Source organism: Nocardioides sp. NBC_00163, from assembly GCF_045206295.1.
GTDB lineage: Bacteria > Actinomycetota > Actinomycetes > Propionibacteriales > Nocardioidaceae > Nocardioides.
Map to the genome: position 1 here is coordinate 3,797,663 of NZ_CP108155.1, position 15,855 is coordinate 3,813,517.

The following is a 15,855-nucleotide window of genomic DNA, read 5'->3' on the forward strand; positions in this document are numbered from 1 at the left end:
GTCGTCGTCAGCTCGACGGCCAGTGGGCGCTCGCGTGCGCGAGTGCGGGTTTCTCCAGGTCCGCGACCAGCTTCTCGAACAGCGCGACGGCGGCGGGGGCGCTCCAGTTCGGGGCGAGGACGTGGTGGGGCAGGCCCGGGTCGCGGAAGGGGAGCTTGCGCCATTGGCCGACGACGCCTAGATAGGTCGCGAAGGCGTCCTGGCCCGAGGGGGCGGTGTCCTCGAGCCGGGTGGCGAGAGCGCTGTGGGCGGCGATGAAGTCGCGGTAGCTCTGGTCGATCGCGTCGAGGTCCCAGCTGCTGTAGAGCAGCTCGGTGAGGTCCTGGGTGCCGTGATAGCCGCCGACGAAGATCGCGGCGTGGGACTCGAGCCCGAGCTCGGTCACCGCTCGCTCGGCGGCGTCTCGCATCCGTGCGGGCGCGATCCACAGTGCCGTGCCGACGTTGCCGAAGCCAAGGTGGGAGAGGTGGGCGCGCAGCTGGTGGCGCTTGGCGCGCATCGACTCGGGTACGCCGAAGTGCACGATGCACCAGCCGTCGGCCAGGTCCGCTGGTTTGCGCGCGTGCCAGATCACCTCGTCGCCGGCGGCGAGCGTGGAGCGGGCAACGGACGTGAGCCCGTATCCGCGGGTGCCGTCGCGAGTCTCCGAGTCGAGCCAGCCGTTCCGTTTGAGGCGGTGTACGGCGGTGCGTACGGATGGCGCGTCGAGCCCGACCTGGGCGAGCAGGTCGATCGCGCCGGCGATCGGCATCCAGTCGCCGAGCGGTCGCACGACGGCGCCGAGGAACGTCACCACGGTGGTGCGCGATTGTCGGTTGACCTGTGCTGCCGGTGCAGACCCCGCCTTCGTCACCCGCGGCATTCTGCCGGATCCTCCGTCGGCTTCCCGCGTACCCACCGCACGTGGACCTGGTCGGTCTCACCGGCCCTGAGCAGCTGCAGCCGGGGCGGGATCTTGTCGCTGCGCGACGTCGGTGGCTTGCGCCGCCCGGCCGCCCACTGGACCGGCCATCCGGCCGCGGCGCCGTCGTAGTCCTGCTCGACAGCGGCGTGCAGCGTCCAGTTCGGGTCGAACAGATGGGTGCGGCCGAGCGCACAGATGTCGGCGCGGCCGGCGAGCAGGATCGAGTTGACGTCGTCGTACGACGAGATGGCGCCCACGGCGATCACCTTCACCCCGGCCGGCTCGGCGACAAGGTGTCGGATCTTGTCGGCGAACGGGGTCTGGTACGAGCGCCCGAAGGCGGGCTTCTCCTCCTTGCTCACCTGGCCGGAGGAGACGTCGATCGCAGCCGCGCCGTGCTCGACGAACGCTCGGGCGATCTCGACGGCGTCGTCGTCGGTGTTGCCGTCGGGCATCCAGTCGGTGGCCGAGATCCGTACGGTCACCGGGATCGGGGCCGGCACCGTGGCGCGTACCGCGTCGAAGGCCTCCAGGGGGAAGCGGAGGCGGTTGGCCAGCGGTCCGCCGTACTCGTCGTCGCGATGGTTGGCGACGGGGGAGAGGAAGGAGCTGAGCAGGTAGCCGTGCGCGGCGTGGATCTCGACCAGGTCGAAGCCGGCGTCGACGGCGCGCCGAGCCGCGGAGACGAAGTCCGCGACCACCTTGTCCAGGTCGGCACGGCTCGCCTCCCGCGGGACGTGGCAACCCTCGCCGTAAGGGAGCGCGGAGGGGCCGATGACCTCCCAGTTGCCGTCATCGAGCGGATCGTCCATGCCGTCCCACATCAGCTTCGTCGAGCCCTTGCGGCCCGAATGGCCCAGCTGCATGCCGATCTTGGCGGTGGAGTGGTTGTGCACGAAGTCGGTCACTCGGCGCCAGTGGTCGCGCTGCTCGTCGGTCCAGATGCCCGGGCAGCCGAGCGTGATCCGGCCCTCGGGAGACACGCACGTCATCTCGGTCATCACCAGCCCCGCCCCGCCGAGCGCCTTGGAGCCGAGGTGGACCAGGTGGAACTCGTCGGGGACGCCGTCGGTCGCGGAGTACATGTCCATCGGGGAGAGCATGACCCGGTTCTTCACCTCCAGCTCGCCGATCCGGACGGGCTGGAACATCGCCGGCGCCACCTCCTGGCCGCCTTGGTGGCGAGCGAACTCCGCCTCCATCAGGCGCGCGAAGTCGGCGTCGCGTTCCTCGAGGTTCGCAGATGTGATCCGGCGCGAGCGGGTCAGCAGGTTGAAGACGAACTGCGCGGGGTCCTGGTCGGCGTACATCTCGATGTTCTCGAACCACTCCAGGGAGGCCTGGGCCGCGCGCTGGGTCGACTCCACCACCGGCTTCCGCTCGGTCTGGTACGCCTTGAGCGCCTCGTCGAGCGAGGCGTGCTCATGCAGGCAGGCCGCGAGGGCGAGGGCGTCCTCCATCGCCAGCTTGGTGCCCGAGCCGATCGAGAAGTGAGCGGTGTGGGCGGCATCGCCGAGGAGCACGACGTTGCCGTCGTACCAGCGTTCGTTGCGGACGGTCTGGAAGCTGATCCACCTGGAGTTGTTGGTCAGGATCGTGTGCCCGTGGAGCTCGTCGGCGAAGATCTCGGCAACCCGGCCGACGGCGTGCTCGTCGGAGGCGCCGGGGGCGAGGACCTGGTGCTCGGTGCTGTCCAGGCCGGCGCGGCGCCACACGTCTTCGTGCATCTCCACGATGAACGTGGAGCCGCGGTCGGAGAAGGGATAGCCGTGGATCTGCATCGTGCCCCACTCCGTCTGCTTGACGAAGAACTGGAACGCCTCGAAGACCAGGTCGGTGCCGAACCAGATGTACTTGTTCCGACGGCGGTCGAGGCTGGGCCCGAACCGGTCGGCGTACTTGGTCCGGACGGCCGAGTTGACGCCGTCCGCGGCCAGCACCAGGTCGTACGAAGCGCGCAGCTCGTCGGGGTCGGGAGCCGCGGTCCGGAAGTGGACGGCCACCCCCAGCTCGGCGACGCGTTCCTGCAGGATCTGCAGCAGGTCCTTGCGTGACATCGCGGCGAACCCCTGCCCGCCGACGGTGAAGGCGTGGCTCCGACCCTGCCGGTCGGTCATCGCGACATCGATGTCGGTCCAGCGCGCGAACAGCTCCTCCATCCGGTCGTGCACGACCTGGTCGGCGCCCTCGATGCTGCCGAGAGTCTCGTCGGAGAAGACGACGCCGAAGCCGAACGTGTCGTCGGGGGCGTTGCGCTCCCAGACGGTGATCTCGTGGCTCGGGTCGAGGCTCTTCATCAGCGTGGCGAAGTAGAGCCCGCCGGGACCACCTCCGACGATCGCGATCCTCATGTCCCGCTCTCCGAGGCGATCAGCTGCCGCAGCTTGAAGTGCTGCAGCTTGCCGCTGGTGTTGCGCGGCAGGGACGAGACGAAACGCACGTCGCGCGGGTACTTGTAGGGAGCCAGCCGGCCCTTGACGTACTGCTGGATCTCCTCGGCCTTCGCGGGGTCGCCGTCCACGCCCTCACGGAGCACGACGAAGGCGCAGACGACGGCACCGCGGTCAGGATCGGGTCCGCCGACCACGCCCGCCTCGACGACATCCGGGTGGGTGCCGAGCGCCTCCTCGACCTCGGGCCCGGCGATGTTGTAGCCCGAGGACACGATCATGTTGTCGGTGCGTGAGCGGTACCAGTAGTAACCGTCCTCGTCGCGGACGAAGGTGTCACCGGTGACGTTCCAGCCGTTCACGATGTAGCCGCGCTGGCGCGCGTCGTCCAGGTAGCGGCAGCCGACCGGGCCGATCACCGCGAGCCGCCCCTCGACGCCCGGTCCGACCTCGTTGCCCTCGGTGTCCAGGATGGTGGCGCGGTAGCCGGGCACCGGCTTGCCGGTCGCCCCGGGGCGGATCTCGTGGCCGGCCGCGGAGATGAAGATGTGCAGCATCTCGGTCGCGCCGATGCCGTCGATGACCCGCAGCTCCAGCTCCCGCTCGAGCTCCTCCCAGGTCGCCTGGGGCATGTGCTCGCCCGCGGTGACGGCGACCCGCAGCCCCTTGAGCTGCTCGATCGCGCCGGACTTGAGGATCTGCTTGTACGCCGTCGGCGCGGTCGCGAGCGCGGTGACGCCGTGGGTCGCGATCAGGTCTGCGAGCTGGACCGGCGAGGCGGCCTCGGTGAGCAGGGCACAGGCCCCGGCCCGCAGCGTGAAGACGACCAGCATGCCGAGTCCGAAGGTGAACGCGAACGGCGCCGTGCACGCGACGACGTCGCTGGGCTCCAGCCGCAGGGTCGCTCGGCCGAAGGTGTTGTCGATCGAGAGGATGTCGCGGTGGAAGTGGGTGGTGATCTTCGGGATGCCGGTCGTCCCCGAGGTCGGCCCGAACAGCGCGACGTCGTCGGCCGCGGTGTCGACCGCGGTGAAGTCGCCGGGCTTGGCCAGGATCCGGCGGGTCAGGTCGTCCTCGGCGTCCCCGCCGTAGGCGACCACGGTCAGGTCGGGTGCGACGGTGTCCCGGACCGCGTGGACGTCCTCGACGAACCGATGGTCGACGAGCGCGACCGCGGGCCGGGTCTTCGCGACGATCGGCCCGAGCTCGGTCGCCCGGAGCGCAGCCATGGTTGTCACGACGATGCCCCCGGCCTTGAGTACGCCGAGCCAGGCCGCGACCGTCCACGGGTTGTTCGGGGAGCGCAGCAGCACCCGGTTGCCGCTGACGAGACCGAGGTCGTCGACCAGCACGTGAGCGATCTGGTTCGCGCGGGTGAGCAGCTCGCCGTAGGTCCACACCGTGCCGTCGGGGGTGCGGAGGGCAGGACGGTCCGGGCCATGTTCCGCGACGGGCGCGTCGATCAACTCGGTCGCGGCGTTGAGGCGCTCGGGGTAGTCCAGGAGCGGCGTGGTGAACTCCAGCCTCGGCCACAGATCCGCCAGCGGCAGGTGGTCGCGGGCGAACGTGTCCTGGTAGCCGGTCGGGCTGAGCGCGGTCATGACGCCGCTCCTGCGGCTCGGATCATGCCTTCCTGGACGACGGTCGCGACCAGCACGCCGTCGGTGGTGAAGAAGCGGCCCAGGCCGGTGCCGCGGCCGTCCTCGACGGAGACGGCCTCCTGCGCGTAGAGCAGCCAGTCGTCCATCGCGACCGGGCGGTGGAACCACATCGCGTGGTCGAGGCTGGCGGTCACCAGACCCTCGTCGGCCCAGGCCAGGCCGAGCACCCGCAGAGCGGGCTCCAGGATCGTGTAGTCGCAGACGTAGGCGAGGGCCGCGGCGTCGCGCTGCTGGTCGGTCAGCCCCTCGACCGGGCGCAGGGTGTCGTACGGCTTGACCCAGATGGCCTGGTGCGGCGACCGCTCGCCCTCGACCGTCAGATAGACCGGACCCGGCACGTGTCGCATGTCGAAGCTGCGTCCGCTGGACCAGTACGCCTTGGAGGTCTCTGTCATGGTGCCGCCAGCGCGCTCGGCGAGGTAGGCCGCGGAGGTCGGCAACGTCTCGGGACCGGGGATGTCGGCCGGCCTCGTGGCTTGGAAGCTGCCGCTCGGCTCCCCGACGGCGAAGCTCGCCATGCACACGTAGACGGGCTTGCCGTTCTGGAAGCCGCGCACCTGGCGGGTGCTGTAGCCGCGGCCGTCGCGCAGCACCTCGACCTCGTAGCGCACCTCGGCGCCGATGTCGACGGGCCGCATGAAGTAGGAGTGCATCGAGTGCATCGTCTTGCCGTCGGTCACGCTTCGGGACGCGGCGACGAGCGCCTGGGCCACCATGTCGCCGCCGTACGCCTTCGGCCACGGGCACGGCTGGGTGGTCGCGGTGAAGGCGAGGTCGAAGATCTCCGGCTCGCACTCCTTGAGGGTGACGGCGTCCGTGAACGTCTGGGAGCCGGCGGTCATGGCCGGTCAGCCCAGTCGCGGAGGTCGGCGTCGTCGACCTGGGGGAGGTTGACCACGATGTTGTCCGGGGTGCGGGTGGTCATCCAGGTCAGCGGGTGGTTGCGGTCGAGGTTGCACTCGACGTGCGGCAGGAACGGGGGTACGAACACCCAGTCGCCCTCGGACATGTCGAGGTAGTCCTCGAACTTCTCGCCGAAGTAGATCCGGGCCCGCCCCGACAGCACGTAGCCGCCGGTCTCGGCCTCGCCGTGGTGATGGGGGACGGAGCGATAGCCGGCGAGGTTGTGCACCTTGCCGAACCAGAGCTTGGTCGCGGGCGTGTGCTGGATGCTGACGCCGCTGATCCGGGTCGCGCCCTCGCTCTGCCCGGTCAGGTCGGGCTCGAAGCCGGCGCGGGTTACGACCGGGACGACGAGACCAGAGGTGTCGGAGGTGGGGTCCATGTGAGGTCCTGTCCGTTCGATTCAGGAGGTGTTTCATTTTCTGCACGAACGTTGTAGGCATGTCAATAGATGCCCTACGGTCGAATCATGAACACGGACCTCACGCCCGTACCGGTGAACCCCGCGGCTCTGCCCGCGCCGCGCGGCTACTCGCACGGCACGCTCAGCGGCAACACCCTCCATCTCGGCGGCCAGACGGCGCTGGACGAGAACATGCGGATCGTCCCCGGAGGCATCGTCGAGCAGTTCCGGCAGGCGTTCGGCAACGTACTGTCCACGCTGCGGGAGGTGGGCGGTATCGCCGAGGATCTGGTGTCCATCACGATCTACCTGACCGACATCCCCGACTACCAGGCACACGGCAAGGAGATCGGCGCGGTCTGGCGTGAGCTGGCCGGCCCGGTCTACCCGGCGATGGCCGGGATCGGGACCACCGAGCTGTGGCAGCCGGAGGCGATGGTCGAGATCCTCGGCGTCGCCGTCATCCCCGACGATCGGCTGGTACGCCCCGCCGGCTGAGCGAGCGGCGTGGTGTGAGGTTGTGAGACCTAGGAGCGCCGCATGTTTACGCCGCCGTGGTTGTAGGAGCGATCCGGCTCGCGAGCATTGACGGTCAAGAGGTCCGGCGCCTCCCGTTGCCCCGCTCGAGTCAGAGCCACCGACGGATGTGGCCCCTTCGTAGGACCCACCCCTCTTCGGTCGCAACGGCGCGATCCTGCTCTGGCAGATCGTGCGTCGGTGGACTGATTCTGGGCGACGGACTACTGAGCGGACGGATGGACCTCGATTCAACATCGACCGTAGACCCCACGGAGGTGCCATGTTTGCCACGGATAGTGCCGAGACGCCGACGTCGAGCACGAAGCGGCGCGTTGTCGCACACATCGATTTGGTCGTCCTGTCGTTCGTATGGACCGCGCACCTGATGAGTCCATACGCGCTCGCTAGCGCAAACGGGCAGGGCGCCACGCCTTCCAGTCGTATCTCGGTGCCGGCGGCGGCGCCGCAGGCACCAGCGAGCTACTCCCTACCCGCGGTCGTCGGGGCTGGCGTGCCGCAGAGGCGTGTTGTGCAGGTTGCGTCGGCCGCTTCGGCAAGTGGAATCCCGAGCGCTGCGCTTGCCGCGTACCAGCGCGCTGAGACCGTCATCAACGCTGCCGACGAGACGTGCAACATCGACTGGCAGCTGCTTGGGGCCGTGGGCTACGTGGAGTCGGACCACGGCCGCTTCGGCGGCAGCACCCTGGGCGCCGACGGCGTCTCCCGTCCAGGCATCTATGGCATCCCTCTTGACGGTACGAATGACACCCAGGCGATCGAAGACACCGACGGCGGGCAGTACGACCGAGACAAGATCTGGGATCGTGCTGTCGGTCCGATGCAGTTCATCCCCACCACATGGTCGGCCGTCGGCGTGGACGCCGACAGCGACGGGCAGAGGAACCCGCAGAACATCAATGACGCTGTGCTGGCGGCAGCGGTGTACCTGTGCTCAGGGCCCGATGATCTTGGTAGCGAGGCTGGCCGCCACGAAGCGGTCCTCCGCTACAACCGGTCGCGGTCCTACGCCGACCAGGTGCTGCGGACTCGGGTGGCGTACCTGAAGGGTGACTACGCCGCCGTTCCCGACCAAACCGTGCCGGCGACCTCCATGTCCGGCTCCTATCGGCGGGCTGACGCTGCTGCCATCGGCGAGAATGGGGCGCCGAAAGCAGGGCGGTTCCCGCGGGGTGACGACGGCGCCACGGTTCGCCCGACCTCCGCTCCGGACCCGGATCGTGGTGGTCAGGCAGGCACGGAAGACGAGCCTGAGGCCAAGCCCGAGTCACCTGCTTCGGAGGCTCCGTCTTCGCCGCCGAAGCCGGGACAGGACGAGGCCGAGGGGACTCTCGAGAAGGTCATCGAGCCACTTCCAGCCCCTGTCAGCGAACCTGTCGATCAAGTCTTGACGCTGACCCAGGCGATCACGCGATGCACGGCGAACGGCGTGAACCGGCTCGACCTGGTGGCCTGGAACCGCTGCGTCAACGACCTGGTCCGCTGAGCCCACCTCTGGTTGCGACGTACGCAACCACCCCGCCAGCGTGGGGAGCCGTCGGCTGACCGTGTCAGGCTCCGAACAGCAGGTAGAGGCCCATGTAGGTGTAGAGCACCATCGCGATGAGTAGCGGCAGCTGACCGGCGACCTGGTGACGCCGTGGGAGGATCTCCAGGGCACGGTCGTGAGCTGCGATGACGCCCAAGACGTGCCCGGTCACGATGGCGACCACCTTGGTTGTGGCCAGGAAGGTCGCATGCTCGGAGAACCAGTAGTTGACCTCCCATTCCCCGGTCCCGAACAGATTCGCCCCGGTTCCGATGGGGTCGCTGATCTGGATCAGAGTCTGTGAGCCGACCTGTACGAAGAAGCTCAGGTAGTGCGCCACCATGTAGCCGACGACGATCGGGACGATGGAGTGAGCGAGCTGACGCGGGATCTGCCAGCGATCGACGCTCTCATCGACCCCTGTTGCCATCGACGCCGCCATGAAGACGACTCCGACGACGGTGACCGCCGTCAGGAGCCCGGCCGTTCCCAACACGGCCGGATCGATGCCGCTGGACTGGACGAACCGGATCCAGGTCACGCTCTCGCGCCAGCTGTCGTATGCGGTGCTTGCGAGGAGGACGGCGACCGTGGCCACCAGTCCAGCTTCGCCCGGCACCCGGGCAAGGTGGCGTAGCGGACTGATCCAGACGAGGTCGCCTTCGTCGTTGCGTCCCCAGGGTGAGAGGTGGGCCAGCAGGGTGGAGTAGACCTCGAAAGGGTCGGCCCGTTCGAGCCATCGTTCGCCGAAGATCGCGCCGCCGAGCAACATCGCTGCCAGGTAGCACGCGAACCACGCGCGGACCGAGCCCAGGTAGGTCGCTTGGGGTGAGACGAGCTCGAGCCAGACGAAGGCGAACAGACCGATCGCTGCGGGCCAGTACCCCAGGTGGGCCGGATATCGGCGTACGCCTTCGCCAGGTGGTCGCCCCGCGACCTTCGCGAGGATCAAGTGGAGGGTGCGGGCCGGGCTGACGGCACGGTAGAAGCGGCCGAACAGCAGCGAAGCCGGGACGATGCCGACCCAGAGCCAGACATAGACCACGCCAAAGGTGGGGTTGTTCAGCAGGTCCGGCCCGAACAGCGCGGGCCAGAGCATGAAACAGAAGAACGCCATCCCGAGTGTGCGGATGCTCATGGTCCAGCCGCGACTGTCCAGGAACGCGGCGAGCTCGGCTGGGACGGTTCGCTCGCCGCCGGCGGTCGAGAACCGCGGCGTACGCCAGGCCAGGAGCAGCACGACGAAGGACAGCGCGAGTGCGGCGGTGCCGCCCGCGATCGCGTAGGAGGCGGGGATGGGCAGGTCGGCGCCCCCGCCCAAGCCATGCATGGGCAGGATCAGGGGAAACAAAGTCAGTGCACCTCGATGAGGGCGACGACGGCGCTCGTGTCGTGGTCCTCGACCTCGACGGTGCCAGGAGTGTTCACGACGATCTCGCTGTCCGTGGTCCCCTCGGCGAACGGGACGAACTGTTCAGGGGCAGAGTGGATGTGTAGTTCGCCGGCCCGATCGGAGTCGATCTCCACGAGGAGCTTCTCTCCGGTGCCGAGATGGATCTCCTCCGCATTGGGTGACACTTCCTCTCCGTCGATGGTGATCGTGAGCAGCGGACCGAGATCGGTTGACTCGGAGCTGGGGCTGACCGGAGCTGCCGGCGATGAGGCAGCCGAGGGGGTCACGGAGGACGTCGCGTCGGTCGGCTCGGCCGGTGGGGCGGTGTTCTCGGCGCTTCCGCACGCGGCGGGCGCGAGGACGAGTGTGAACGTCGCAGCGATGGTGATGCTGAATCGCCCGAGAGGGTGGCGGTGGTGCATAGACATGGGTATCTCTCGTGTGAGTCGCGGGTTTAACCGGGGAGGCCCGAACCGGGTAGCGCTGCGAGCGCCACGACGGTGGCCGAGGCTGACACCGCGGCTACCTTCTGCAGCCGCCGGCGACCGGGCTTGTCGCGCCGGCCGTCGCTCTCGTCGGGCTTGGATCTGCGGCGCCGCTCCCGGTACAGGAGTGCCACCCCCGTGCCGAAGGTCACCACCGCCAGCGCGCCGTACGTTGCCAGCTGCCAGCCGTCGGTCGTGGTCGCCGCGAGCAGCAGCACCGCACCGGCCACCGGCATGATCCGGGCAAGTAGCCGCTTGGCGGGCGCCGCCGGTCCACCGGCTCGACGCAGGACCGTCCACTGCATCACCGCGGCACCGACGCCGACCGCAGCCGCGAGTAGAAGCGCGGTGTCCGCGGCCACTGTGAGCGGCGCCGGTCCCGCCGGTGCGTGCGGGCGGGCGAAGACCCAGGTGGCCGCCAACGCCGAGGCGGCACCGAGCACCGTCGCCGCGGCCGTCCCGCGCTCGACCGAGGTCCGGGCGGGGGCGCTCCGCAGGAGCTGCAAGAAGCCGAGCGTGAGCGGCAGCAGGATGAGCAGCCTGGCCATGAGCGCCGCCCCGATGTCTGACTTGACCGTCCCGGCGAGGAGCGCCGGGTCGAACGCGTCACCGAGCGAGGTCCGGGCGGCGTAACCGCCGAACGAGAGCAATGACACGAGCGTCGCCAGCACCATGGTCGCCCACGTGTACCGGAGCAGACGGCGCGATCCCCGGCGGCGGGCGCCCTCAGGCCAGACGACCCCGAGCACGAACACGGTCCCGACACCGAGCACCAGGGCGGCTGTCGCAAGGATTCCTGCCACCGTGTACACCGTGACGACCACCGGGTCGCGGTCGACGACGAGCCCGGGGACCGCGGTGAGCCTCGCCGCGGAGAACACCGAGAAGGACGAAGACCCGACCATCGGTTCGAGGGTGCTGGACGGCACCGACCAGACGACCGAGTAGATCCCCTCGTAGCGGGTCTTCGGCATCGGCACGGCAATCGTGTCGTCGGCCCCCGGAGGGTTGTACGGCCGGGTCGACACGATGCGCTCGCCTGCGGGATCGGTCATCTGGACCGTCGCGAGCTCCGCGGGGACAGGCCGGTCGAAGGTGATCCGGACCTCGTCGGGGGACTTGACCGTCTCGCCGTCCGTCGGGCTCAACGAGACCAGCACCGGGTCACCGGATGGCGACGGCAGCACCGTGAGCAACACTCCCCAGCAGACTGCAACCAACACAATCAGCCCTATCACGCGCCGACGGAGCCCGGGGCGGGGTGGGATCTTGACAGCCTGTGGGCGAATCTCCTGCGCCGTCATCGGCCAGCCTCCTGCATGATTGGGAACTCTTGGGGAAATGTCGGGCCCCGGCGACACCCGACTTGACTTCGTCGGGATGCCGGGGCCCGGCGGAGACGGTCCGGGGCTGGGCTGCGCTGCACAGCCCCGGACCGTCGGTGGTGTCAGATGGTGATCAGCAGGCCGACTCGTCGATCGGGTTGATCTGCTCGCAGGTCAGGCCCTTTCGCCAGGCCTCCGGGATCTCCTGCGACCAGCCGTTGTAGACCAGCGGGAGGGCCAGGACGCCCTGTCCACCCACACCTGGGTGAGCGACGAGCTCGTCGTCCATCTTGGTGTCCGACGTCGGCCCCAGCGTCAGCTGGCCGGCGACGGCGGCATCGGAGATGTCGCCATCGTTGTTCGGGTCGACGTCGATGACCTGCATGGCGTTGGAGAACTTGTTGGAGACGTAGGCGTAGTAGCCGCCACCCTCCTTGGCGCCGAAGTTGGCGCCGTGGCAACCGGCGTTGCACGGCAGATCCTTGATCAACTTGTGTGTCTTCGGGTCGATCACGTTGACCGTCTGGGACAGGGTGTTCACCGCCAGCAGCGCCTTACCGTCCGGGCTCACCGGGAGCTGGATGGTCAGACCGCCCCACGGCTTGCCCTTCTCAGGACCGGTCTTTGCGTCGTAGTTCTGCCACAGGTCGATCGTGGAGTTCTTGGCCACACCGCCGTCGGGGGTCGCACACGCGTCCTCCTTCAGCGACACGCACGACACGCTCATGCCCAGGAAGTTGGACAGGTACGCCTTCTTCGAGTCCGGCGTCATCGACGTGGCGATCGGGAACGCCCCGACGGGCTCGTGCCTGACGGTCCCCGAGTCCATGTCGGCGATGACGGCCTCCTCGGTCATCGTGTTCGGCGCGACGACCGTCTTGCCGTCATGGCTGGTCCAGTGCGCGTGCGGGTGCGGAGTCATGCCGCTGTCCGGGTCGGCGTGGATGCGCTTGACGATCTTCGTGGCGCCGGGTGACGCCTCGACGATGTCCGTCCCGGCGTTGATGCCGATCGTGAGGTTGTCGTTGCCCGGACGGGTCATCACGTGCGCCGGGTTGGGCCCGACCTCGAGGCTCCGCACGAACTTGCCGGTCTCCCGATCGAACACGTCGGTCTCGTTGTCGAACCACTCGTTCCCGTACACGTACTTGTAGTTCTTGTCCGACCACATGTTGTGGACGTTGTTCATGTTGATCTCGGGGGCTGCGATCTTCCGATCGATCGTCCAGTCCTCGGCGTTGATCTTCGTGATGGAGCCGTGCTTCTCCTTACCTGCGAAGTCCTCCATCTGAGTGGCCATCCAGACCTCACCCACACCAGGGGTGGTCGGCTTCTTCAACGCCGGCAGCTTCCTCGGGTACTCGAACTTCTGGTCGAAGTACGCGTCCAGGTTCGGGATCAGCACCGGCTTGCCGTCTGCGTCGTACTGCAGGATCGGGGCGGGCGGCTGGACCGGGTTCCAGGACACCTCCTTCGTGCTGCTGAACTGCTGCCAGTTGTTCGGGTTGGTGATGGTGAAGAAGGCGTTCACCAGCCGCTGGATGATGTCGGCGTTCGACGGAACGGGCTCGGGCTTGCCGTTGACCACCAGCTTCTCGCCGAAGTCGAGACCCAACGTGAGCGGGTCGTCGACCACGACGGCGCCGAGCATGTAGGGCGCGACCGAGTCGGTGAATGCATACAGCCCCGGCTCGGTGAGCTGGATCGTCTTCTCGCCGAAGAAGGCGCCTTTGGAATCCATGTACGGGAATCCGTCCGCCCCCTCCGGGCCGATCAGCCCGATCGGGTTGCGGATTCCCTGGGACTTGGCCGGGTCCACGTTGAACTTGACGGTGACCGGAGGCCCCTCGACCGCGAACTCCTGGAGGGAGTCCAGGACACCCGCCAGGTCCACGCCGACCGGCAGTGAGGTCAGGTCGATCGGCTCGTCCGCCGGCATGTCGGCGACCGTCGCCTCGAGCTGGCCGATCAGATCCTCGGCCTCGGCGGCCTTGGAAGCTGCCTCCGGCGAGGACTTCGCGATGCCCTGCACGGTGGCCAGGGTCGTGTCGAGGGCCAGCGGGTCGGTCGGGGCACCCGACCCGCCGGCGGTGCCGAGCCCGCCGAGGAGGTTCTCCACCAACGACGCGTCAGTCGGCAGCACCGGGCCACCGATAGAGGGCAGTCCGCCAGCAGGTACGCCGACCCGGGGGAGCACGCCGACCGCAAGGGACTTGCTGCCGAAGAGGTTCAGACCGGAGTCGAACCATCCTCCGTTCTCGTCGGTCAGGTCGAAGGTGATGGGGAGCGGGCCCACCCCAACCGGCTGCTGGCCTGCCGCCGGCATCGTGGTGAGACCCGCCGCTGTGATCGCCGAGGCCGCCACCACGGCCACTGCGCCGAGCCGTCGCCGTCGCTTCCTGGGCCCCAAGAAGCCTTGGGGAGCTGATTCAGACATAAGAATGCCTCTCCGTTTCGCGCATTGATTTCGAGCTCCAAGGGACAAGTTTGGGGATTCCGAGGAGTGCAATCCACTTAATCCCGCGCTCATTAAGGGCCCAGAACCCTGGCTGAAATCTAATCGTTAATGGGACCTCACAACCTCACGAGGGAATTAGAAACGGGCGGCTTTTTTCTCGATAATACCCCGGGTGGTTTCGCCTCGATAATACCCCCGGGTGCTTATTCGAGACCTCTAATGCGCGCCTGGAAACAGCCACCGAAAAGGCAAAATTGGGCACTGGCGGGCTCTTTTACTGTCGCGTTACGTGGCAGCGACGAATCAGACATACCTGGTCGGCCTACTGGCTATCGGGGCCCAAATGGCGTTTCTGGGAAGCCCTGAAACATCCAAAACAAACCTCTGAAACATCCAAAACCAATTGGGTATAACGAGGGAAAAGTAAAGAAGGAGGGGCCATGCCCAGTCTTACCTACGTCGTACCGATGGAGTTGGCATGACCACGATCCCCACCGAACCCTCACAGCCCCGGGCTGGTGTCGGCACGCCCGATCGAAAGCGTTCCAGTGCCCTGCTGTGGTTGCTCGCCCGACGCGTGCACTTCGTGGCGGGCCTTCTGGTCGCGCCGTTCCTCGCGGTGTTGGCGTTGACCGGCCTGGCCTATGCCTTCACTCCCCAGATCAACGATGTGCTGTACGGCGACAAGCTGTACGTGGAGGCGCAGACAGGAAGCCCGCGACCGCTGTCGGAGCAGGTCGAGGCCGCCCTCGCCGTCCATCCGGACGCACACGTCACCACGGTCATTCCGGCGGAGGAGCCCGACCGGACCGCCCAGGTCGTGCTCGCGGGCATCGAAGGCCTGAAACAGACAGGGAGCCACTTCTCCTCGGAGTCGCTGACCGTGTACGTCGATCCGTACACCGGTGGCGTCAACGGTGAACTGGTCACCGTGGACAACCGGCCACCCGCGCAGGTGTGGCTGCGCGAGTTGCACGGCAACCTGCACCTGGGCGACCTCGGTCGGCTCTATTCCGAGTTCGTTGCCAGCTGGCTGCCCTTCATCGTGCTCGGTGGCCTGGTGCTGTGGCTCAGCAAGCGCGCCCGTGGCCGATCCCTGCGGGCCGTGCTGGTTCCGTCCTTCACCGCGAAGGGACGTGCACGCAATCGGTCCTGGCACGGGGTCATGGGCCTCTGGCTGGCGGTCGGGCTGCTCGGCATCAGCATCACCGGCCTGACCTGGTCGAACTATGCCGGTGGCCGCGTCGACGCGGCGATCACCGCCCTGAACGGCAAGACCCCTCTGCTTTCCGCGCCGGAGGTGACGGCCGTGGACAGTGTTGAGCCGATCAGTTTCGACCGTGCTGTCGAGGTGGCCAGGTCGGAAGGCCTGCAGGGTGAACTCACCCTCGTCCCGCCGCACGCCGCCGGAGGGCCTTTCACCGTTGCGGAGTCGTCCGACGGGCTGCCGATCCGCAAGACCTCCGTCGTCATCGATCCCTACACCGAGCAGGTCACTGCCCGCCAGGATTGGGAGGACTACCCCCTGATGGCCAAGCTCACCAGCGTCGGTGTCGATGCCCACAGCGGCACCCTGTTCGGTCTGGCCAACCAGCTCGCGCTGGCCCTGCTGGCCTTGGGATCGCTCGCGCTCCTGGGCCTGGGGTATCGGATGTGGTGGCAGCGCCGGCCCACCCGGTCCGGGCGTTCCTCCCCGGCACCGGTGTGGCGCAACCTGCCGGTGCCGATGCTGGTCGTGGTGCTTCTCGTGGCGGGTGCCCTGGGCTGGGCGATGCCGGTCTTCGGCGTCACCCTCGTCGCATTCGTCCTCATCGACGGCACCGTGAATTCACTGCGGCGGCGCCGTGCCCGCGTGAGCGCTGCCTGAG

Annotated in this window: 12 protein-coding genes; 3 read left to right on the plus strand and 9 right to left on the minus strand. The window is 68.0% G+C overall.

The window, feature by feature from the left end:
• Positions 1 to 7: 7 nt before the first annotated feature.
• From OG801_RS18265 to OG801_RS18285, 5 genes are read right to left on the minus strand one after another with little or no spacing between them, the layout of a single operon-like run.
• On the minus strand, positions 8 to 862 hold the full coding sequence (locus OG801_RS18265; protein ID WP_406030305.1) for a PaaX family transcriptional regulator C-terminal domain-containing protein: 855 nt from the start codon (positions 860 to 862) through the stop codon (positions 8 to 10).
• Positions 850 to 3,255 carry a bifunctional salicylyl-CoA 5-hydroxylase/oxidoreductase gene (locus OG801_RS18270; RefSeq protein ID WP_406030307.1) on the minus strand — a complete coding sequence of 802 codons (2,406 nt, stop codon included), beginning with the start codon at positions 3,253 to 3,255 and terminating at the stop codon, positions 850 to 852. The genes OG801_RS18265 and OG801_RS18270 overlap by 13 nt, the downstream gene beginning before the upstream one ends.
• Positions 3,252 to 4,895 carry an AMP-binding protein gene (locus OG801_RS18275; protein WP_406030310.1) on the minus strand — a complete coding sequence of 548 codons (1,644 nt, stop codon included), beginning with the start codon at positions 4,893 to 4,895 and terminating at the stop codon, positions 3,252 to 3,254. Before OG801_RS18275 ends, OG801_RS18270 begins: the two co-directional genes overlap by 4 nt.
• Positions 4,892 to 5,797 (minus strand): acyl-CoA thioesterase, encoded by a 906-nt coding sequence (locus tag OG801_RS18280; protein ID WP_406030312.1) that lies wholly within the window; start codon positions 5,795 to 5,797, stop codon positions 4,892 to 4,894. Before OG801_RS18280 ends, OG801_RS18275 begins: the two co-directional genes overlap by 4 nt.
• On the minus strand, positions 5,794 to 6,240 hold the full coding sequence (locus tag OG801_RS18285; protein ID WP_355020885.1) for a cupin domain-containing protein: 447 nt from the start codon (positions 6,238 to 6,240) through the stop codon (positions 5,794 to 5,796). The genes OG801_RS18280 and OG801_RS18285 overlap by 4 nt, the downstream gene beginning before the upstream one ends.
• 87 nt (positions 6,241 to 6,327) lie before the next feature.
• Here OG801_RS18285 and OG801_RS18290 point away from each other — a divergent pair, with 87 nt between their 5' ends.
• Entirely contained in the window at positions 6,328 to 6,759 is a 432-nt protein-coding gene (locus OG801_RS18290) for a RidA family protein (protein ID WP_406030314.1), read from the plus strand.
• A gap of 301 nt (positions 6,760 to 7,060) precedes the next feature.
• Entirely contained in the window at positions 7,061 to 8,284 is a 1,224-nt protein-coding gene (locus OG801_RS18295; protein WP_406030316.1) for a lytic murein transglycosylase, read from the plus strand.
• A 64-nt stretch (positions 8,285 to 8,348) separates the two neighbouring features.
• Here the strand turns inward: OG801_RS18295 and OG801_RS18300 are convergent, their stop codons facing one another.
• The 4 genes from OG801_RS18300 to OG801_RS18315 form a co-directional block, all read right to left on the minus strand.
• A complete protein-coding gene (locus OG801_RS18300; protein ID WP_406030318.1) occupies positions 8,349 to 9,656 on the minus strand; it encodes a hypothetical protein in 1,308 nt (435 codons plus the stop codon).
• 23 nt (positions 9,657 to 9,679) lie between these two features.
• A complete protein-coding gene (locus OG801_RS18305) occupies positions 9,680 to 10,147 on the minus strand; it encodes a hypothetical protein (protein WP_406030320.1) in 468 nt (155 codons plus the stop codon).
• A gap of 26 nt (positions 10,148 to 10,173) precedes the next feature.
• The gene (locus tag OG801_RS18310) at positions 10,174 to 11,403 is read right to left on the minus strand and encodes a copper resistance protein CopC (RefSeq protein ID WP_406030322.1); all 1,230 of its coding nucleotides are present in this window, start codon (positions 11,401 to 11,403) and stop codon (positions 10,174 to 10,176) included.
• Positions 11,404 to 11,662: 259 nt separating this feature from the next.
• Positions 11,663 to 13,903 carry a YncE family protein gene (locus OG801_RS18315; protein WP_406030324.1) on the minus strand — a complete coding sequence of 747 codons (2,241 nt, stop codon included), beginning with the start codon at positions 13,901 to 13,903 and terminating at the stop codon, positions 11,663 to 11,665.
• 562 nt (positions 13,904 to 14,465) lie between these two features.
• On the opposite strand from OG801_RS18315, the gene OG801_RS18320 reads away from it, so the two are divergent.
• A complete protein-coding gene (locus tag OG801_RS18320) occupies positions 14,466 to 15,854 on the plus strand; it encodes a PepSY-associated TM helix domain-containing protein (RefSeq protein ID WP_406030326.1) in 1,389 nt (462 codons plus the stop codon).
• Position 15,855 lies beyond the last annotated feature (1 nt).